The organism is Streptomyces antarcticus, assembly GCF_026627255.1.
In the GTDB taxonomy this organism is placed as follows: domain Bacteria; phylum Actinomycetota; class Actinomycetes; order Streptomycetales; family Streptomycetaceae; genus Streptomyces; species Streptomyces antarcticus.
In genome coordinates, this window is record NZ_JAPNLM010000011.1 from 24,746 (window position 1) to 44,458 (window position 19,713).

Below are 19,713 nucleotides of genomic sequence, written 5' to 3' on the forward strand. Positions count from 1 at the left end.
GCCTTCTCTCTTGGTCGAAGACGCGCCCTCAGGGGGGCTTGACGCTGGGGACGGCACACACCAAAGCTAGGGAGAGCGCTCTCCCGTATGTGAGGAGCGGATGACGTGAAGGGGGCGGGGATGGGCGAGGACATGCTCGATCGACTGCTGGAGAAGATCGATCTCGTACGGAAGGTACGACTGCTGTCCGGAGCCACGACGTGGCGGACGGCCGGCGAACCGGCCATCGGCCTAGGCGAGATGGTGACCTCCGACGGGCCAGCCGGGGTGCGAGGCGAGGCCTGGGATGAGCGGCACACCTCGGCGCTGCTTCCCTCCGCCTCCGCGATCGGCGCGCTGTGGGACGAGGACTTGACCGAGGAGCTGGGGGGTCTGCTCGCTTCCGAAGCGGTCCGCAAGGGCGTGGACGTCGTCCTGGCGCCCACGCTCAACCTGCATCGCACTCCCCTGGGCGGCCGGCACTTCGAATGCTTCTCGGAGGACCCCGTACTGACGGGCCGTACGGGCGCTGCGCTGATCCGGGGCATTCAGGCGGCGGGGGTAGCGGCCACGGCCAAGCACTACGTGGCCAACGACTCCGAGACGGGGCGAATGCACGTGGACGTGCGAGCTTCCGAGCGGGTGCTGCGGGAGGTCTACCTGGCACCGTTCGAGGCCGCTGTCGAGGCGGGCGTGTGGCTGGTGATGGCCGGCTACAACGGCGTGAACGGCACGACCATGACCGCCAACCCACTGCTCGCCGAACCGCTCACAGGTGATTGGGGCTTCGACGGGGTGGTGGTGTCCGACTGGGGCGCCCTGCGTTCGACCCGGGAACCGGCGCTCGCCGCACTCGACCTGGCGATGCCGGGACCGCAGGGCCCGTGGGGAGAGTCCCTCGTCCAAGCCGTGAAGGACGGCCACGTCCCCGAGTCGGGCATCGACGAGAAGGTGCGGCGCCTGCTCCGGCTGGCCGGACGCGTGGGGGCACTCGGATCGAACCCGGGCCCGCGGATCCCGGCGGTCAGGCCGGAGGAGACGCGGACGCTACTGCGCCGCACCGTGGCCGCAGGATCCGTACTGCTGAGCAACCACGAGGTGCTCCCGCTCGCCCCGTCCTCCTTGTCCAAGGTCGCCGTCATCGGCGTGCACGCCCACTCCCCCCGGGTGCAGGGCGGCGGCAGCGCGGGCGTCTTCCCCTCGCGCGTGGTCACCCCCCTCGAAGGGATCCGCGCCCGGCTGAACGGCCTGGCCCAGGTCGTGCACGTACCGGGTCCGGGACTGGGCATTCCCCCTGCGCCTCTCGGCACCCGCTGGTGCAGCGACCCGCGGTCAGGGGAGCCGGGTGTGCTGCTGCGCTTGCTGGACGAGGCGGGCCAGGAACTCCACGCGGAGCACCGGCTGTCGGGGACACAGCTTGAGCCGCCCGTGGGTCCCTCCGCACGGACCGTGGAGATCAGCGCGCTCATGCGGCCGCCGACGACAGGGGAATGGACCTTCGCCATCGCCGGCTTCGGCCGCATGAGCCTCACCCTCGGCGACCGGACCGTGTGGGACGGCGAGTTCCCGTGCACCACGGACGACCCGGCCATCGTCCATGTGAACCCGCCCCGCCACACGGTGCGGGCGACGGTTGACACGACGGAGCCCGTTCTTCTGACGGCTCGGCGTGAGCTGGTCCCCGGAGCCGGGCGCGCCACGATCGTCGCGGCGGCGCCGCCGGAGCCCGAGGCGGGGGCCGCGCTCGCGGAAGCGGTACGGGCCGCCCGCGACGCGGACGCCGTGATCGTGGTCGTCGGTACCACCGAGCACACCGAGGCCGAGGGCCACGACCGCATCGACCTCTCCCTGGGCGGCCACCAGGACGCGCTGGTCCGCGCCGTGGCAGCTGTCAACCGGCGGACGATCGCCGTGGTCAACAGCGGCGGCCCGGTCGAGCTGCCCTGGCGCGAGGAGGTGGGCGCGGTACTGCTCACCTGGTTCCCCGGACAGGAGGCCGGATCCGGGCTCGCCGACGTCCTGTTCGGAGATGCCGAGCCCGGCGGCCGCCTCCCCACCACCTGGGCAGCCGCCTTGGCCGACGCACCCGTCACCCACGCACAGCCTGTCGGCGGCCGGCTCACCTACGACGATGGCATCCACATCGGGCACCGGGGCTGGCTCCTCACCGGAAAGGAACCCGCCTACTGGTTCGGCCACGGCCTCGGCTACACCAGCTGGGAGTACGAGACGGTCCAGGCCCCGGACGAAGCGGTGGAAGGCTCCCCGTTCACGGTCCGCGTACAGGTACGCAACACGGGCAGCCGGCCCGGCCGTGAGGTCGTGCAGGTGTACCTCGCCCGTCCGGAATCCACCATCGAGCGGCCCGTCCGCTGGTTCGCCGGCTACGCCGCGGTACACGCGGAACCCGGCGCTTCGGTGACCGCCGTCGTGGAGGTCCCGGCGCACGCGCTGCGGTACTGGTCCGAAGCCGAGAAGGCCTGGATCACGGAGCCCGGGACCTACCAGATCATGGTGGGCCGCTCAGCCGACGACCTGGTGTGGAGAGGGGTTCTGCCCCTTCGGGGACCGAGTGACACGAGGGTCGGGAGGACGGGTGGCTGAACCGTTCCGGGTTCGTTGGAGACTCGATTCAGTGAAAGGATCGAGTTATGGCTCGCCCTTCCCCCTATCCCCTGAGCTGCGTAAACGAGCGATCCGCATGGTCGCCGAGCTCCGCAGTGACTATCCGAACGAGTCGGCCGCGATCAGAGGCGTGGCCGAGAAGCTCGGCATCGGCTCGACCGAGACGCTGCACAAGTGGGTCTGGCAGGACCAGGTCGACTCAGGCCGTGCGCGACGAGGAACTCAAGCCTCTGATCCACCAGGTGTTCAAGGACAACTACCGCGTCTACGGGGCGAGGAAGATCTGGCGGGCGCTGAACCGGCAAGGCCATGAGGTGGCCCGCTGCACCATCGAACGCCTCATCCGCGAGACCGGCATCACCGGCGCCGTCCGCGGCAAGAAGGTGATCACCACGATCCCGGATCCGTCCGTGGCACGGGCTCCGGACCGCCTCGACCGCGACTTCGTCGCCCCGGCGCCGAACCGGACCTGGAGGGCCGACTTCACGCACGTGGCTGCTTGGGCCGGCACCGTGTACGTCGCCTTCGTCGTCGACACCTTCTCCCGTCGCATCATCGTCCTCGTCGCCGGCGGTCCGGCTGCCCGGCGTGGGTCGGGGCTGGGCCGCGATCATCGAGGCGATCGCGTAGTAGGCCTGCTGTATTTCGCGCGGCGTGCGGTCGTGGGGCAGCCACGGCGCCACGAAGCGGTGCATGCGCGCACCGGGAAGGCGAGGTCGTAGGAGGCGTTGAACCGGTCGCTCGCCGTGTCCCCTCAGGAGTCGCAGGTCATCGGGGACAGTCCGACGAAGGAGAACGCGACGGCCGGCAACGTCAATAAGGCGGAGACGAGCGGCGCGACGAACGCGCCGGGGCTGCGGGCGGGGTCCGGGATCATGGATCCAGTGCACTCCGAGGGAAGAGCTGGAACATGAGTGCGCGTACGCATGTGACCTCCTTGCTGACCTGCGAAACTCTTAGGCCCACGTACGTATTTAATGCGACAGCGCCGAAGAGGGGTGGACATGTGGGACGGCGATCTCGAGGTCTCAGAGGACGGCCTCACCAAGATCGCTGACGATCTGGACCAGATGCAGGGTCATCTGGAGCGGCAGATCCGGGACATGGACCGGGTGGTCGACAGCATCGCGGCGGGCTGGCAGGGGCCCACGGCCACGGCGTACCGCGCCCTGCACCGGGCCGCGGCCGAGGACGCCGTGCGGATCCGGCATTCCACCCGATGACAGCGTCCAGCGGTCTACCACGGTGCCGTCGGGCAGGGTGCCGAAGGGCTCCGAGCGGGGGGTGGCGCGGGGAGCGTCGTCCGCCACGGGCGCCGGTTGCATGCGGGGAGTCACTGTGTCTTCTCCTACCGAAGGCATGACGAGGAGGCCCGCGGGCCGCGGGGGCGTCTTCGTCGACGGCGGCGACACTCGCGGTTGGGGTTGGCCCGAATGCCACTATCCGGCCCCGGCCCGCTCCTCGGGCGAGGAGCAGGCCGGCCATCGGGAGGCGGGCACTCGGGAGGCAGGCGGTCAGGAGGCAGGCGCTCGGGAGGCAGGCTCTCGGGATCGGCGCGCCTCTCGGACGGGGAGCGGTTGGCGGCTCATGGCCGTCGTCGTACGACGAGTCGCTGGAGCGCGATGAAGGCGAGCAGGAGCACACCGATGACGATCTTGGTCCACCACGAGCTGAGCGTGCCCTCGAAGGAGATGAGCGTCTGCACCGTGCCGAGGACGAGTACTCCGGCGACCGAGCCGGCAACGTAGCCGGATCCCCCTGCGAGGAGGGTTCCGCCGATCACGACGGCAGCGATGACGTCCAGTTCCATGCCGACGCCGTGCAGGCCGTAGCCGGAGAGCATGTACAGGCTGAACAGCAAGCCGCCCAGCGCGGAGCAGAAGCCGCTGACCATGTAGACGCCCACCTTGGCCCTGGTCGTGGCCAGGCCCATCAGACGCGCCGAGGACTCGCTGCCGCCGATCGCGTAGACCGTTCGGCCGAAGCGGGTCAGGTGGAGGACGTACACGGCCGCCAGTACGACGGCCAGGGCGATGAGCACGCTGTAGGTGAGGGTGACGCCGCCGGGCAGCGCGATGGTTCCGGTCGCGAGGTCGCGGAAGGAGGGATCGTCGATCGACACCGACTCCACGCTGATGAGGAAGCACAGTCCGCGGGCCAGGAACATGCCGGCCAGCGTGACGATGAAGGGCTGGACGTCGAAGTGGTGGATGACCAGGCCCATGAGCAGGCCGAGGCCGGTGCCGGTGGCCAGCACCGCGAGGACTGCGAGCAAGGGCGGCCATCCGGCGTCCAGAGCGGCTGCCGCGATCATCGTCGACAGTGCGGCCACGGCGCCCACGGACAGATCGATGCCCCCCGTGAGGATCACGAAGGTCATTCCGACCGCGAGGACGATCAGGAACGAGTTGTCGACGAAGAGGTTCGCGACGACCTGCCCGGATGCGAAGCCCTCGTAGCGGAACGAACCGACTCCGAAAGTGATCACGAAGACCACGAAGGTGGCCATCACGGGAAGGAACCGCTGGGGAAGACGTGTGGGCGAAAGAGCCAAGGTGCTCATCCGGCGGCCACCTCCGGGGAACGGGACGTGGAACGGGGGGACTTGCGCCGCTTCTGAAGGAGTTGCGCTGTCCGAGGTGACTGGAGCAGGCATACGGCGATCACTACGAGCGCCTTGAACACCAGAGTGACGTTGGCCGGAACTCCGATGGTGTATACGGTGGTGGTCAGCGTCTGGATCACCAGCGCTCCGAGGAGAGTTCCCGCCAGGGAGTAGCGTCCCCCGGCCAGTGACGTTCCGCCAATGACCACCGCGAGGATCGCGTCCATCTCGATCCACAGGCCGGCGTTGTTCGCGTCGGCGGCGCTGACGTTGGAACTGATCATCAGGCCGGCCACGCCGGCGCACAGGGCGGCGAAGACGTACACCGTCCAGATGATGGTGCGGGAGTGCACGCCGGCGAGCCTGCTCGCCATGGGGTTCACGCCCACCGCCTCGATGAGCATGCCGAGGGCGGTGCGGCGGGTCAGCAGCGCGACTGCGACCAGAACGGCGAGGCTGATCAGAATGGCGATGGGCAGGATCAGGAAGCCGGCGCCGATCTCGCGGTACAGCGAGCTCTTGACGGTGATGATCTGGCCCTCGGTCAGGAGCATGGCGCCGCCGCGGCCGGCCGTCATCAGCACCAGGGTCGCGATGATCGGCTGGATGCCGAGGACGGAGACGAGGAATCCGTTCCACAGGCCGAGGAGGACGCACACGCTCAGGGCCAGCAGGACCGCGGTGACGGCGCTGCCGCCGCCCGCGATGTAGGTGCACGCGATGGAGCCTGCGATCGCGGCCACGGCTCCCACCGACAGGTCGATGCCGCGGGTGGCGACGACCAGGGTCATGCCGACGGCGATGAGTACCGTCGGTGCTCCGTTGCGGAGGATGTCGACGGTGCTGCCGAAGAGGTGCCCGTCCTGGATGCGCAGTTCCAGGAACGAGGGGGTGACGGCGACGTTCAGTACGAGGAGGGCGGCCAGCGCGACCAGGGGCCAGAGCAGGCGTGAGCGCATCATGAGGCCACCGCGCCGGTGTGGGCGTGGGGGGCGGCGAAGACGGACATCACGTGATCGACGGACACGTCGTCACCGGTGAGTTCTGCCACCTTGCGCCGGTCGCGCAGGACGACGACCCGGTCGGACACGCGCACCACCTCCTCCAGTTCGGCGGAGATGAACAGCACCGCCATGCCTTCGGCGGCCAGATCGGCCACCACTTTCTGGATCTGCGCCTTGGCTCCGACGTCGATGCCGCGGGTGGGCTCGTCGAGGATGAGCAGCCGGGGGCGCGTGATCAGCCACCGTGCGAGCAGCACCTTCTGCTGGTTGCCGCCGGACAGGGTGCTCATGATCGCCTCCGGGTCGGCGGGGCGGATGTCGAGCTTCTCGATGTACTCGGCGACCACCGCCTCGGCCGTGCGCCGCGGAACGGGGCGTGCCCAGCCCCGCGCGGCCTGCATGGCCAGCACCAGGTTGTCTCGCACGGTCAGGTCGGCGACCACTCCCTCGGCCTTGCGGTCCTCGGAACAGAAGGCGATTCCCTGGGCGATCGCCGACCGCGGTCCTCGGGGGCGGCCGGATTGACCGTTGACGGTGAGGGTTCCGGTGTCGGCTCGGTCTGCCCCGAACAGCAGGCGCGCGAGTTCCGTGCGTCCCGAACCGAGCAGTCCGGCCAGACCCACGACCTCGCCGGCCCGTATGTCCAGATCGAAGGGTTCGATGGCTCCGGTGCGGCCCAGGCCGCTGGCCACCAGGACGGGTTCCGCACGGGGGTGACGTGCGTCGGACCGGCGCTGGACTTCGTGCAGGGTGCCGAGTTCGCGGCCCAGCATGGCGGAGACGAGCTCGATCCGGGAAAGCTCGGCGGGCAGGTACTCGCCGATGAGAGCGCCGTTGCGCAGCACGGTCATGCGGTCGGCGATCTCGTAGACCTGGTCGAGGAAGTGGGACACGAACAGGATGGCGACGCCCTCGGCGCGGAGCACGCGCATGATCCTGAAGAGTTCCTCGACCTCCTCTGCGTCGAGGCTGGAGGTCGGCTCGTCCAGAACCAGGACCTGCGCTTCCACCGCGAGGGCGCGGGCGATCGCGACCAGCTGCTGGACGGCGATCGGGTGGCTGGCGAGGATCGAGGCGGGGTCGATGGTCAGGCCGATGCGGGCGAGCAGTCCGGCAGCCTCGGCGCGGGTGGCGCGGCCGTCGATCCCGCCCAGGCGGCGCGGCTCGCGGCCCAGCATGATGTTTTCCGCCACGGAGAGATTGGTGCAGAGGTTCACTTCTTGGTAGACGGTGCTGATGCCTGCCGCTTGGGCCTGCCCGGGAGCCGTGAAGGTCACGCGTTCGCCGCTCAGGTGGATGACGCCCGTGGTCGGGGAGTGAACGCCGGTGAGAGCCTTGATGAGCGTGGACTTACCCGCGCCGTTCTCGCCCATGAGTGCGTGGACTTCGCCGGGCAGGAGGCGGAAGTCGACATCGGAAAGCGCTTTGACACCAGGGAATTCGACGCTGATGCCGCGCATCTGTACCACTGGGCTGCTGTGGCACGCTGTGGGATCGGTCATGACCAGTGCTTTCGTCGGTGGAGGTACAACCCCCGCCCCGGAGGGGTCGCAAGACGGACGGGGCGGGGGGTGCGGCTCGCGTCAGTACGGATCAGTACTGACGCGTGGGCAGGGCGGCCTTCGCCTGCTCGGGCGTGAAGGTGGTCTCCTCGGTGACGACGCGCTTCGGCACCTCTTCGCCCGCGATGACCTTCTTCGCCAAGTCCATCAGCTGGTCGCCGAGCAGCGGGTTGCACTCGACGATGTAGTTGATCTCGCCCACGGCGAGGGCCTCCATGCCGGCCTTGACCGCGTCGACGGTGATGATCTTGATGTCCTTGCCGGGCGTCTTACCGGCGGCCTTGATCGCTTCTATGGCGCCGAGTCCCATGTCGTCGTTGTGTGCGTAGACGACATCGACGTCGGCCGTGGAGCGGAGCAAGGCCTCCATGACCTGCTTGCCGCCCGCGCGCGTGAAGTCTCCGCTCTGGGTGGCCACGATCTTGATGTCCTGCCGGGCGGCCACCGCCTTCTCGAACCCCTTCTTCCTGTCGATGGCGGGCGCCGCGCCGGTCGTGCCCTGCAGTTCGACGACGTTGACCGGGCCCTGGCTGTTCTCCGTGAGCCACTTGCCGGCCTTCTCGCCCTCCAGGACGAAGTCGGATCCGAGGAAGGTCTCGTAGAGCGAGTCGTCCTTGGAGTCGACGGCGCGGTCGGTCAGGATCACGGGGATCTTGGCGCGCTTGGCTTCCAGGAGGACCGCGTCCCAGCCGGTCTCCACCACGGGGCTGAAGGCGATGACGTCGACCTTCTGCTGGATGTACGAGCGGATGGCCTTGATCTGGTTCTCCTGCTTCTGCTGAGCATCGGAGAACTTCAGCTCTACGCCCGCGGTCGCCGCCGACCGCTGGACGGACGTGGTGTTGGCGGTCCGCCAGCCACTCTCGGCGCCCACCTGCGCGAAGCCCATCGTGATCTTGTCCGTCTTGCCTCCGGCGTCTCCCGACGCTCCCGAATCCGCCGAACCACACGCGGTCAAGGTGGCCAGCAGGAGCGCGGTGGCGGTCGTGGTGATCTTCTTGAGCACTGGTACTCCTCCGGTGGTCAACTGCGCCCGCTCGGTGCGGCGAGGTCGCGTGACAGGTCCTACTGGGCGTTCAGAGTGAGCGCTAACAACATGCCCGTCAACCCTTGGAACACAGTGATTTAGTACCGTTGTGGCGCCAGAGGAAGTGAGCTATGTTAGCGCTAATATCAACCCCGCCCACCAGGATTGACCCGCCCGATTCCCGGGCTGCACACCTGCCACCCGGGGTCACCTCGTCCGTTCGCCGCGTAGCCTGGATATCGTCTACCGACCCAGCCTGGTGATCACCGGCAGGTGACGAGACAGGCCGCCATACGAAGTCAAGGAGATGCGGGTGGAGGACACCTCAGCGACCGTCGGTGCGACGCGCGATCCGGCGATGACGGACGTCGCTCGCCTCGCCGGCGTGTCCCATCAAACGGTCTCCCGCGTCCTCAACGGACACCCGAACGTTCGGGAGCAGACACGGCTGCGCGTGCGCGCCGCCATCGAGGAGCTCGGCTACCGGCCCAACCGCGCTGCCCGGGCGCTCGTGACCGGACGCTCACAGCTGATCGGCGTGGTGGCGCAGAACTCCACGCTTTACGGACCCACATCGCTGCTCGCCGCCTTCGAACTGGCGGCTGCGGCACAGGGCTTCACGGTGAGCGTGCGCCGCGTGCGCGTGCTGGACCGGTCGTCGATCGCGGCGGCGGTGGAGCACCACCGGGACCAGCGCGTGGCCGGCATCGTCGTCATCGCTCCCACCGCATCCGCCGACGAAGCACTCGCCGAGGTGCCGGCCGACCTTCCTCTGGTCACCGTGGACGGCGACCCGAAGCGGGGCGGCGCACTGGTGACGGTGGACCAGGAAGCCGGCGCCTTCGCCGCCACCCGCCACCTGCTCGACGCCGGGCACGACACCGTGTGGCACGTCTCCGGCCCGGTCGACTGGTTCGATGCGGCCGGGCGAATCCGCGGGTGGCAGAAGGCCCTGCAGGAGGCCGATGCCGAAGTGCCCCCGGTCAGCCCGGCCGACTGGAGCGCCGCTTCGGGATACCGCGCGGGGCAGATGCTGTCCCGGATGCCCGATGTGACAGCAATCTTCGCGGCGAACGACCATCTCGCCCTCGGCATCCTGCGCGCCATGACGGAACGCGGCCGGTCGGTCCCGCACGAGGTGAGCCTCGTCGGCTTCGACGACGTTCCCGAATCCGCCTACTTCTCGACCCCACTGACCACCGTGCGCCCCGACTTCGACGCCGTGGCCACCGAAACGCTGAGCCTGCTGCTCTCCCGCATCTCGACGGGCGACACGGACCCCGCGCAGCGGATCCTCACACCGACCCTCATTCAGAGGCAGAGCGTGGCACCCCCGGCGAACTGAGGTCCCGGACGGGACCCCCGGCTGGATGTGGATCCGAAATTGTTCACGCTCGCACTGGCTTAACCAGGAACAGAGTTAGGTCAAGCATAATCTGGATTGTTAGCGCTCACTTAGACGGTCACCGGAGCGCTGATCTCAAGAGGTGGAGCCCAATGCAAGACGAATCAGAGGCGCTCGTCGTCGGCGTGGACTTCGGCACCCTCTCCGGCCGCGCCATCGTGGTGCGCGTGCGTGACGGTGCGGAGTTGGGGACGGGAACGCACGCCTACGAGCACGGCGTACTCGACCGGGTACTGCCGACGACCGGCGCTCCCCTCCCGCCGGACTGGGCTCTGCAGGTACCCCAGGACTACATCGACGCACTGCGCACCGCGGTACCGGCGGCGATCGCGGACGCGGGCGTGGATCCGGCACGTGTGATCGGGATCGGCACGGACTTCACCGCCTGCACCATGGTGCCGACGACGGACGAAGGCACCCCTCTCTGCGCGCTTCCCGCGTTCGCCGATGCCCCTCACGCCTACGCGAAGCTCTGGCGACACCACGCGGCCCAGCCACAGGCTGACCGGATCAACGAGTTGGCGCGCCGTCGCGGCGAGAAGTGGCTGCGGCGCTACGGAGGCCTGATCTCCTCGGAATGGGAGTTCGCGAAGGCCCTGCACATGCTGGAGGAAGCACCCGATGTGTACGCCGCCATGGACCGATGGGTCGAGGCGGCGGACTGGATCGTCTGGCAGCTCACCGGTCAGTACGTACGCAACGCCTGCAGCGCCGGCTACAAGGGCATCCACCAGCAGGGCGGCTACCCCGCGGAAGACTTCCTGGCGGAGCTCAACCCGGCGTTCGCCGACTTCGTGGCGACCAAGCTCGATCAGCCCATCGGCGCCCTGGGCGACAAGGCCGGCACCTTGAGCGCCGAGGCCGCGGCCTGGACCGGGCTTCCCGAGGGAATAGCCGTCTCGGTCGGCAACGTGGACGCCCACGTGACGGCGCCTGCGGCAGGCGCCGTCGAGCCGGGCCAGATGGTGGCCATCATGGGCACCTCGACCTGCCACGTGATGAGCAGTGACGAGCTGCGCGAGGTGCCCGGCATGTGCGGGGTGGTCGACGGGGGCATCGTGCCGGGACTGTGGGGCTACGAGGCCGGCCAGAGCGGAGTCGGTGACATCTTCGCCTGGTACGTCGACAACCAGGTCCCGCCCGCCTACCACGAACGCGCTCGTGAACGCGGTCTGTCCGTCCACGAGCTGCTGACCGATCTGGCTTCCGCCCAGGCTGTCGGCGAACACGGTCTGGTCGCACTGGACTGGCACAGCGGCAACCGGTCGGTCCTCGTCGACCACGAGCTGTCCGGCCTGGTCGTGGGCCAGACGTTGTCGACCCGCGCTGAAGACGTCTACCGCGCACTGCTGGAGGCCACCGCCTTCGGCACCCGCGTCATCGTGGACGCGTTCACCACAGCTGGTGTTCCCGTCACCGAACTGATCATCGCCGGCGGCCTGATGCGCAATCCGCTGCTGATGCAGATCTACGCGGACGTCCTGAACCTGCCGCTGTCCGTGATCGGTTCCCGGCAGGGCCCGGCGCTGGGATCGGCACTGCACGCGGCGGTCGCGGCCGGGGCGTACGAAGACATCCGTGCCGCGGCCGCGGCGATGGGCTCCGTCGATCGCGCCGTGTACCGACCGGACCCTCGCGGCGTGGAGGCGTACGACCTCCTGTTCGCCGAGTACTCGGCACTTCACGACCACTTCGGCCGAGGCGGCACGAACGTCATGCACCGTCTTCGCGCGATGCGCCGCATCGCCTCCGACAGAAAGGACAAGTAGATGGCGCTCAGCGAGACGGTCGCGCGGCTCCGGCGCACCGTGGCCGATCTGCACCGCGAACTCACGCGCTACGAACTGGTGATCTGGACCGCGGGCAACGTCTCCGCACGGGTTCCCGGAGAAGACCTCATGGTCATCAAGCCTTCGGGGGTCTCCTACGACGACCTGGGACCAGAGTCGATGGTGGTCACCGATCTCCACGGCGAACTCGTCGAGGGAGACCTCGCCCCGTCCTCCGACACCGCCGCCCACGCCTACGTGTACCGGCACATGCCCGAAGTGGGCGGAGTGGTGCACACCCACTCCCCCTACGCCACGGCGTGGGCCGCCAAGGGCGAACCCATTCCCTGTGTCCTCACCATGATCGCGGACGAGTTCGGCGGTGAGATACCCGTCGGCCCCTTCGCTCTCATAGGCGACGATTCCATCGGCCGGGGCATCGTCGAAACCTTGCGCACCAGCCGCTCGCCGGCCGTCCTCATGCGCAACCACGGCCCGTTCACCGTCGGCCGTGACGCCCGCTCGGCCGTGAAGGCCGCGGTGATGGTCGAGGACGTCGCCCGCACCGTCCACTTCGCCCACCAGCTCGGGACCCCGCCGTCCTCGATCGAGGCTTCCGCAGTGGACCGGCTCTACGAGCGCTACCAGAACGTCTACGGGCAGTGAGCCCACGAGGGGGGACATCCATGACTTCCACGGCTTCCACTCCCACCACCAGGTCGCAGATCTGGTTCCTGACGGGAAGTCAACATCTCTACGGTCCACAGACACTGGCGCAGGTGGCGGACCAGTCCCACAAGATCCAGCAGATGCTCGCCGACTCAGGCCGTATCAGTGCGGACATCGTGCGCCAACCGGTACTGACGGACACCTCGGCCATCCGTCAGACCCTGGAAGCGGCCAATACGGATCCCGCGTGCGTGGGGGTGATCGCCTGGATGCACACGTTCTCCCCCGCCAAGATGTGGATCACGGGTCTGGATTCGCTGCGCAAGCCCCTGCTGCACCTGCACACCCAACTCAACCGGGAACTCCCGTGGTCGTCCATCGACATGGACTTCATGAACCTCAATCAAGCAGCCCATGGGGACAGGGAGTTCGGCTACATACAGACCCGCATGGGCCTCGCCCGGAAAACAGTCGTAGGGCACGTGTCCGACCCCGCCGTGGTCCAGCGGATCGATGACTGGGCCCGAGCGGCGATGGGCCACCACCGCATGCGCCACCTGCGGCTGGCCCGCTTCGGTGACAACATGCGCGAGGTCGCGGTGACCGAGGGCGACAAGGTCGAAGCCGAGCTGCGCTTCGGGGTCAGCGTCAACACCTACGGCGTCAACGACCTGGTCGAAGTCGTCGATGCCGTGTCGGACAAGGACGTGGACCAGCTCGTCGTCGAGTACGCCGACATCTATCACCTGACACCCGAACTGGCCCACGGAGGCGCCCGCCACGCATCCCTCCGCTACGCCGCCCGTATCGAAGCCGGCTTGCGCCAGTTCCTCGACGCCAACGGATTCGGGGCCTTCACCACCAACTTCCAGGACCTGGGCGGATTGCGCCAGCTGCCCGGACTGGCCGTCCAGCGCCTCATGGCGGACGGATACGGTTTCGGCGGCGAGGGGGACTGGAAGACCGCCGCCCTGCTCGCCGCGGTCAAGGCGATCAACCCCCGGTCGTCCTTCATGGAGGACTACACCTACCACTTCGGCCCCGGCGAGGCGAAGGTCCTCGGCGCGCACATGCTGGAGGTCTGCCCCTCCATAGCCGCAGACCGCCCCTCGTGCGAGATCCATCCCCTGTCCATCGGCGGCCGCGAGGACCCCGTACGGCTCGTCTTCGACGCCGCTGCGGGGCCGGCGACGGTCATCGGACTGGCGGACCTCGGCGATCGGTTCCGCCTGGTGGCCAACGAGATCGATGTCGTGGTGCCCGACGAGCCGCTTCCGCATCTCCCTGTCGCACGGGCGGTCTGGCAGCCGCGACCGTCGCTTTCGGCCTCGGCGGAGTGCTGGCTGATCGCCGGAGGCCCTCATCACACGGTCCTCACGACGGCCGGAACGGGAGCTCTGCGCGACTTCGCACGCATGACCGGCACCGAACTCGTGACGATCGGCGATCGCACCAGCCCGGAAGACTTCGACGACCGCCTGCGCTGGAACCAGGCGTATTACCGGCTTGCTCGAGGGTTCTGATCAGGATTCACACAGTGCTGCGCTCATGCCGGATGGACGGCGCGGAAACGACTGGGCGGCGGTCCCACAGGGACTGCCGCCCAGCGTGCTGTCGACACCGCCCGGATCCTGGCCGCTGACGCGGTCCAGAAGGTCGGGAACGGACACCCCGGTACGGCGATGAGCCTGGCCCCCGCCGCGTACACCCTCTTCCAGAAGGTGATGCGGCACGACCCGTCGGACCCCGAGTGGGTCGGCCGCGACCGCTTCGTGCTCTCCGCGGGGCACTCGTCCCTCACCCTGTACACCCAGCTGTACCTCGGCGGGTTCGGGCTGGAGCTGGAGGACCTCGAGGCGTTCCGCACCTGGGGCTCCAAGACCCCCGGCCACCCGGAGTACGGGCACACCAAGGGCGTCGAGACCACCACCGGCCCGCTGGGCCAGGGCATCGCCAACGCGGTGGGCATGGCCATGGCCGCCCGCTACGAGCGCGGCCTGTTCGACCCGCAAGCCCCGCAGGGCTCCTCCCCGTTCGACCACATGATCTACGCGGTCGCGGGCGACGGCTGCCTCCAGGAGGGCCTCTCCCACGAGGCGTCCGCGCTGGCCGGCCACCAGAAGCTCGGCAACCTGGTGCTGCTGTGGGACGACAACCACATCTCCATCGAGGGCGACACCGAGACGGCCGTCTCCGAGGACACCCTCAAGCGTTACGAGGCGTACGGCTGGCACGTGCAGCGCGTCGAGCAGCAGGAGAACGGCGACCTCGACCCGAAGGCACTGTTCGCCGCGCTCCAGGCAGCCAAGGCCGAGACCGGCCGCCCGTCCTTCATCGCCGCCCGCTCGATCATCGCCTGGCCCGCCAGGAAGACATCCTGCGCGCCGACCTCACCGTCAACGATCTCTCCGTCCTCGTGGGCATGGCGGCCCGGCACCGGGTGAACACCCCCGCCTGGACCAGGCCGATTCGGACCTCGTCTGACGGGTACCGTGTTCCTGGAAGAGTGCGTACTGCTGCTCCGCCTCCCCACCCGCAACGAGGCGTACGGCTACGGTGTTGCCGTCGCGTACCTGGAAGCCTCCGGCGAATCGACACCACATACGAGTTGTTGATCATCAACATCCGGGCGCTGCGCCTGAACGCGTACGACATCGCCGATCGACTGCGATCCTGGCCAGCGTCAGCGTAGGACCTGCGACGTTAGGGCGTGGCTCGCGGCACGTGGGCCTCATGCCGCTACGGAAAGGCGGCGCGGCCGACGGCCGGTCGTAGTGGATCGCGTCATGCAGGTACCTGGCGCGCCGCGGTCGGGCTTCCGACGCACCTTCGCCGCCAGCACGGCCAGGGAACTTCTTGGCCCTCGTCGGGCTGCCCGCGCCTTGGCGGAGCACACTCGCCACGCATGCTTGAGGACCTTGACGAACTGGACCCGAGCCAGGTCCCATTGACCCATTCTGACCCGCGAACGCGGCCCGGTTGGCCGAAGTGTCCGGCGCGTCCAGCACGAACCCGTCCCCCGCGAGGCCAGTGGCCCCAGGCGCCTCCGTGCCCGCGCAGACGAGGGCTCGCTAGGGATGTTTACGCCCAACTTATCGCATACCACTACGAGTTGCTCCACCACTCCATAGGAGTCCTGCTGGAACAGGTCCATGGCGAGCCGTGTGGACGCCACCCAGGAATCCCTCATGCGCCTCATGACCGTGAGCGCGGCAACCGACAACGAGCAGGTGTGACGCATGGCCCAGACCCAGACTTCCCATGCCGAGACGGGCACCGCCCTGAGAAGAAGCCCGGATACGGCGGCGGCGCCGGCGGCCGCCTGGGCCGGATGCTGGCCGATGCGATGCGCAGCAACATACGGCAGTACGGCATGCTCGTCGCGCTGGGACTGATCATCGTGCTGTTCCAGGTATGGACCGACGGGACGCTGCTCAAGCCGCTCAACGTCACCAACCTGATCCAGCAGAACGGCTACATCCTCATCCTGGCCATCGGCATGATGATCGTCATCATATCGGGCCACATCGACCTGTCGGTCGGTTCGCTGGCCGCCTTCGTGGGCGCGGCCGGGGCGGTGATGATGGTGCAGCACGGCATCTCCTGGCCCATGGCGCTCGCGGTCGCGCTGCTCATCGGGGCGGCGGCGGGGGCGTGGCAGGGCTTTTGGATCGCGTACGTCGGCATCCCCTCGTTCATCGTGACGCTGGCCGGCATGCTGCTCTTCCGCGGTGGCACCCAGATTCTGCTGCAGGGCCAGTCGGTGGCACCGTTCCCCAAGGGATTCCGGCAGCTCAGCAGCGGCTTCCTGCCCGAGGCCGAACCTGAGACGAACTACCACAATCTGACGCTGCTGCTGGGCGCCGCCGTGCTCGCCGTGGCCGTCTTCCAGGAGTTCCGGGGCCGTCGGCAGGCCGCGAAGTTCGGGCTGGAGCTGCTGCCCAGGGGCCTCTTTGTCGTCAAGCTCGCCGCGATAGCGGCAGCCGTGACGGTCTTCACGCTGCTGCTGGCGAGCTACCACGGTTTCCCGATCGTGCTGCTCATCCTCGGCGGCCTGCTGGTCGCCTTCGGCTACGTCATGCGCAACTCCATCCTCGGCCGGCACACCTACGCGGTCGGCGGGAACGCCGGCGCGGCCCGGCTGTCGGGCGTCAAGAGCAAGCGGGTCGTCTTCCTGGCCTTCGTCAACATGGGTGTCCTGGCCGCGCTGGCCGGTCTGGTATTCGCCGCCCGGCTCAACGCGGGCACACCGCAGGCCGGTATCAACTTCGAACTGGAGGCGATCGCGGCGGCCTTCATCGGGGGCGCCTCGGCCTCCGGGGGCGTGGGCACCGTATTCGGCGCGATCATCGGCGGTCTGGTGCTCGGTGTGCTGAACAACGGCATGTCGCTGGTCGGCATCGGCACCGACTTCCAGCAGGTCATCAAGGGCCTGGTGCTCCTCGCGGCGGTCGGCTTCGACGTCTACAACAAGCGCAAGATCGGCTCCTGACCCTGTCCCTCGCTCCGAGAAAGGCGACGCTCCCCTCCTCCGAAGGGGCCGCCGCCGTTCTCGCGAGCCATCTCCGGGCCGAGCCGCCGCCGACGGTGAGGTCGGCCGTGCGGGACATGATGTCGGTGTTGTACGCGTGGCCGTTGTCGCGCCGCTCGTTGTTGGAGTAGTGCGGGGTCAGCAGGTGGCGGCCCGCCTCGGCGGCGCGGACGGTGAAGGTCGCGGTGTTACCGGCCCCGTTGCCCAGCCAGCCGACGTAGCTGCCCTCGCTGGCGTGCGGGAGTTCACCAGCCTGGCCGCGCCAGTCAGCGCGGCGCTCGCTCCCTCGTGGACGGCGACACCGTCCGTGTCTCCGGTCCCCGACACGTCCAGGGAGCGCAGCGGAACCTCTACCTCGGCAGCCGCGGTCACGGCGATCCGGTTGTTGCCCTGGATGAGGAACAGCCGCGCGGAGATGTTGTGGCTGACGGTCACCGACGCCCCGTGCAGCGAAAGGTCGACCGCCCGGCCGGCGCTCGGCCGCACCGTGTCGTAGCCGTCGCGCGGCGCGTACACGTCGAAGACCGCGCGGTCGCCCCCACGGAGTGTCAGCGTGCCGGTGCCGTTGGCGCCCGTCCTGGTGTAGTCGAAGGCGGGACGGCCGCTGATGTCGGCGAGCGTAGCCTCGTAGGTGGTGACGGCGGTGAGGTGTTCGGCCAGGTCGATACGGTCGAGGGTGGCCTCGCCGGTGTCCCTGGCAAGGGTGAGGGTGTGGGCGCCGGCCGTGAGATCGACGGTCAGGTCCTTTCGGGCGCGGTACGTTCCGGGGCTCCGGTGGGGCTGCGCCTGATCAAGGACAGCCGGCTTATCTGCGAGGTGTCCGATCCCAGCCAGACCCAGCCGCATCTGCGGCGTGCCCAGCTCACCGACGAGGGCGGGCGGGGCCTGTTCCTGGTGGCGCAGGTGACTCACCGCTGGGGCAGCCGTTACACCGGGACGGGAAAGACCATCTGGACCGAGCAGTTGCTCGAAGGCGTGGAGCTCGATTTCGGCGACCTTGACCTGGATGTCGACCTGACATGAAGCCGAGGGCCGCGCTCCGGGTTCGGGGACGCGGCCCGGCGGTCACTGCAGGTGGAAGGTGGCGTCCGCTCGGGCGAGCGTGGAGCCGACCGGCTGGACGTAGAGCCGGAAGTCGAGGTGGCGCACGAAGTGCCCCGTCCGACTGTAGGACTCGTAGGAAACGCCTGCGGAGTCGGCCAGGCCGGGCCGCTGGTGGAAGGTGGCGCTTTCCTTGAAGGCCGCGCTGCCGTCGTTCTTCTCGACCCACACCTCGCCGTTCTTGTCGCGGAGGAAGTGGCCGGGGTAGTTCGCGGACTCCAGCGAGACGGCGCCGCTACCGGACAGGCCCGGCACCGTCCGGAACTGCGAGTCGGCGAGGTTGGTGACGTTCGGCTCCAGCTTGCCCCGGAACTCCCAGTGACGGATGTAGCGGTCGGGGTAGTTGTGCGAGGCCAGCCGTGTGGGGGTGACACCGTCGGCGACCGGGAGACCGAAGTTGGGCGTGCCGTCGGCGTTCCAGTACAGCTTCTGCACGCGGGTACGGCGGTTGGGGTCGTTGAGCGGGTCGCCGCTGATGTCCTTGTAGCCGCGGTCGTGGTAGACGAGGATGTCGCTCCGGCCGTCCTCGGACTTGGTGAAGAAGTTGTGTCCCGGCCCGTACTGGCCGGTGGCCTCGTTGCTTTTGAACACCGGGGTCGGGCTCTTCGTCCAGGCCGCCGGGTCCAGCAGGTTGGCGGAGGCGGACGCGGAGAGCAGGCCGAGGCAGTAGTTGCTGTCGGTCGCGGACGCGGAGTAGCTGAGGAAGACCTTGTCGCCGCGCCGGATGAAAGCCGGGCCCTCGTTGACCTTGAAGCCGACCGTCTCCCAGCTGTACGTGGGGACCGTCAGCCGGACCGGTGTGCCGGAGATCGTCGTGGGGCTTGCCATCTTGGCGATGTAGACGTTGGAGTTGGTCGCGATGGCCGGGTCGTGCTGGGCCCAGCTGAGGTACCGGGTGCCGCCCACTGTGAAGGTGGTGGCATCCAGCGCGAAGCTGTCCATCGGGGTGGCGATCCTGCCCTTCTCGGCCCAGCTGCCCGTCATCGGGTTGGCGGCGGAGCTTTCCAGGGCGTACATCCGGATCTTCCAGATGTCGTCGGCCCGGCCGGCGGCGAAGTACACGTACCACTTGCCGTCGATGAAGTGGATCTCCGGTGCCCAGATGTGCGCGCCCATCTCGCCGGCCGCGTGCTTGGTCCAGATGACGGCCTCGGGGGCGGTGGACAGGCCCTGGATGGTGGTGGCCCGGCGCAGGATGATGCGGTCGTACTCGGGGGCGGTCGCGGTGAAGTAGTAGTAGCCGTCGGTGTGTTTGTGGATTTGTCCGTCGGCGCGCTGGTTGGCCAGTGGGTTGGTGTACGAGACGGCCGGAGCGGCGGGGGCGGCGGCCTGGGCAGGCAGCGGGAGCAGGAAACCGGCCATGAGGGCGACACCGGCGGTAAGGACACCCGGGAGTGTGCGCGGTATGTGCATGGTTCTTCCTCTTCTCTGACGGA

General features: G+C 68.7%; 14 protein-coding genes and 2 pseudogenes. 10 read left to right on the plus strand and 6 right to left on the minus strand.

All coding sequences use genetic code 11. The features are described from left to right. The first annotated feature begins 120 nt into the window (after window positions 1-120). Both OTB16_RS18005 and OTB16_RS18010 read left to right on the plus strand, forming a co-directional pair. On the plus strand, window positions 121-2,583 hold the full coding sequence (locus OTB16_RS18005) for a glycoside hydrolase family 3 C-terminal domain-containing protein (protein WP_267721427.1): 2,463 nt from the start codon (window positions 121-123) through the stop codon (window positions 2,581-2,583). Window positions 2,584-2,810: 227 nt separating this feature from the next. Further along, complete coding sequence (locus tag OTB16_RS18010) at window positions 2,811-3,326, plus strand: IS3 family transposase (RefSeq protein WP_267721247.1); 516 nt, start codon at window positions 2,811-2,813, stop codon at window positions 3,324-3,326. A gap of 32 nt (window positions 3,327-3,358) precedes the next feature. Here the strand turns inward: OTB16_RS18010 and OTB16_RS18015 are convergent, their stop codons facing one another. After that, a complete protein-coding gene (locus OTB16_RS18015) occupies window positions 3,359-3,481 on the minus strand; it encodes a hypothetical protein (RefSeq protein ID WP_267721248.1) in 123 nt (40 codons plus the stop codon). A gap of 127 nt (window positions 3,482-3,608) precedes the next feature. Here OTB16_RS18015 and OTB16_RS18020 point away from each other — a divergent pair, with 127 nt between their 5' ends. Next, window positions 3,609-3,827 (plus strand): WXG100 family type VII secretion target, encoded by a 219-nt coding sequence (locus OTB16_RS18020; RefSeq protein WP_324290848.1) that lies wholly within the window; start codon window positions 3,609-3,611, stop codon window positions 3,825-3,827. 362 nt (window positions 3,828-4,189) lie between these two features. Here OTB16_RS18020 and yjfF read toward each other — a convergent pair whose 3' ends face one another. The 4 genes from yjfF to OTB16_RS18040 form a co-directional block, all read right to left on the minus strand. Beyond that, window positions 4,190-5,167, minus strand: a complete 978-nt coding sequence (gene yjfF / locus OTB16_RS18025) for a galactofuranose ABC transporter, permease protein YjfF (RefSeq protein WP_267721249.1) — start codon at window positions 5,165-5,167, stop codon at window positions 4,190-4,192. Beyond that, window positions 5,164-6,171, minus strand: coding sequence for an ABC transporter permease (locus OTB16_RS18030; RefSeq protein WP_267721250.1), 1,008 nt, complete (start codon window positions 6,169-6,171; stop codon window positions 5,164-5,166). The genes yjfF and OTB16_RS18030 overlap by 4 nt, the downstream gene beginning before the upstream one ends. After that, window positions 6,168-7,715, minus strand: coding sequence for a sugar ABC transporter ATP-binding protein (locus OTB16_RS18035; RefSeq protein ID WP_267721251.1), 1,548 nt, complete (start codon window positions 7,713-7,715; stop codon window positions 6,168-6,170). The genes OTB16_RS18030 and OTB16_RS18035 overlap by 4 nt, the downstream gene beginning before the upstream one ends. Window positions 7,716-7,806: 91 nt before the next feature. Continuing rightward, window positions 7,807-8,781 carry an ABC transporter substrate-binding protein gene (locus OTB16_RS18040; RefSeq protein ID WP_267721252.1) on the minus strand — a complete coding sequence of 325 codons (975 nt, stop codon included), beginning with the start codon at window positions 8,779-8,781 and terminating at the stop codon, window positions 7,807-7,809. A gap of 328 nt (window positions 8,782-9,109) precedes the next feature. On the opposite strand from OTB16_RS18040, the gene OTB16_RS18045 reads away from it, so the two are divergent. The 7 genes and pseudogenes from OTB16_RS18045 to OTB16_RS18075 all read left to right on the plus strand — a co-directional run. Then, the gene (locus OTB16_RS18045) at window positions 9,110-10,147 is read left to right on the plus strand and encodes a LacI family DNA-binding transcriptional regulator (RefSeq protein WP_267721253.1); all 1,038 of its coding nucleotides are present in this window, start codon (window positions 9,110-9,112) and stop codon (window positions 10,145-10,147) included. A 152-nt stretch (window positions 10,148-10,299) separates the two neighbouring features. Then, the gene (gene araB / locus OTB16_RS18050; protein ID WP_267721254.1) at window positions 10,300-11,976 is read left to right on the plus strand and encodes a ribulokinase; all 1,677 of its coding nucleotides are present in this window, start codon (window positions 10,300-10,302) and stop codon (window positions 11,974-11,976) included. Next, on the plus strand, window positions 11,977-12,642 hold the full coding sequence (locus OTB16_RS18055) for an L-ribulose-5-phosphate 4-epimerase (protein WP_267721255.1): 666 nt from the start codon (window positions 11,977-11,979) through the stop codon (window positions 12,640-12,642). Between the two features lie 20 nt (window positions 12,643-12,662). Continuing rightward, window positions 12,663-14,168 carry an L-arabinose isomerase gene (gene araA / locus OTB16_RS18060; RefSeq protein WP_267721256.1) on the plus strand — a complete coding sequence of 502 codons (1,506 nt, stop codon included), beginning with the start codon at window positions 12,663-12,665 and terminating at the stop codon, window positions 14,166-14,168. 51 nt (window positions 14,169-14,219) lie between these two features. After that, window positions 14,220-15,011, plus strand: a pseudogene (locus tag OTB16_RS18065) (transketolase family protein); the annotation flags it as partial. A 956-nt stretch (window positions 15,012-15,967) separates the two neighbouring features. Then, on the plus strand, window positions 15,968-17,137 hold the full coding sequence (mmsB, locus tag OTB16_RS18070) for a multiple monosaccharide ABC transporter permease (RefSeq protein ID WP_324290855.1): 1,170 nt from the start codon (window positions 15,968-15,970) through the stop codon (window positions 17,135-17,137). Between the two features lie 798 nt (window positions 17,138-17,935). Beyond that, a pseudogene (locus tag OTB16_RS18075) lies at window positions 17,936-18,199 on the plus strand (ATP-binding protein); the annotation flags it as partial. Window positions 18,200-18,241: 42 nt separating this feature from the next. Here the strand turns inward: OTB16_RS18075 and OTB16_RS18080 are convergent. Next, on the minus strand, window positions 18,242-19,690 hold the full coding sequence (locus tag OTB16_RS18080; protein WP_420717726.1) for a family 43 glycosylhydrolase: 1,449 nt from the start codon (window positions 19,688-19,690) through the stop codon (window positions 18,242-18,244). Window positions 19,691-19,713 lie beyond the last annotated feature (23 nt).